Source organism: Pseudomonas sp. EA_5y_Pfl2_R50 (assembly GCF_963970475.1).
GTDB lineage: Bacteria > Pseudomonadota > Gammaproteobacteria > Pseudomonadales > Pseudomonadaceae > Aquipseudomonas.
In genome coordinates this window covers 1-618 of record NZ_CAXAPT010000071.1, presented here as the reverse complement: position 1 = coordinate 618, position 618 = coordinate 1, and the positions used below count along the sequence as shown (strand labels likewise).

Here is a 618-nt window from a genome sequence, read left to right as displayed (position 1 = left end):
CCGCAACCCTGACCAATGCCGCTGGTTCGCCAGTGACCGTGACTTTGTCCAACGGCGCCGTCATCACCATCGAAGCCGGCAAAACCACCGGCACCGTGACCGTTCCTGCGCCGACTGACGACGTCTATAAAGACGCCGGCACCGTGCAAGCAACGATCAGCACCGCTACCGGTGGCAACTTCGAGAATCTGGTGCCGAGCACTGTTCCAGCCGTCACCGAAGTGACTGACACCATCGACACCTCAACCGTGAAACTGACGGCTGATACCTCGGTGGCTGAAGGCGGCACTGTTACTTACACCGCCACTGTTGGCGCACCAGTCACCGGCTCGCCTGTCAACGTGACGCTGGCCAACGGTCAGAACATCACCATCGAAGTCGGTAAAACCACCGGCACCGTGACCTTCACCGCACCGAACGATGCGCTGACCGGTCAGGCGCCGCTGACCAACTCGATCACCGGTGTAACCGGCGGCAACTACGAAAATCTCGTGGCCGACAAGACCCCGGTTTCGACCAATGTCACCGACACTGTCGACACCACTAACCTGTCGCTGAGCGCCACGGGATCGGTGGCCGAGGGCGGTTCGATTGTTTACACCGCAACCCTGACCAATG

The 618-nt window shown here is 60.5% G+C and carries 1 protein-coding gene; it reads left to right on the top strand.

Annotated elements, in window-relative coordinates; genetic code table 11:
- Positions 1-618 (top strand): immunoglobulin-like domain-containing protein (locus AACY19_RS26750; RefSeq protein WP_339454495.1); only part of this gene is annotated, 618 nt, incomplete at both ends.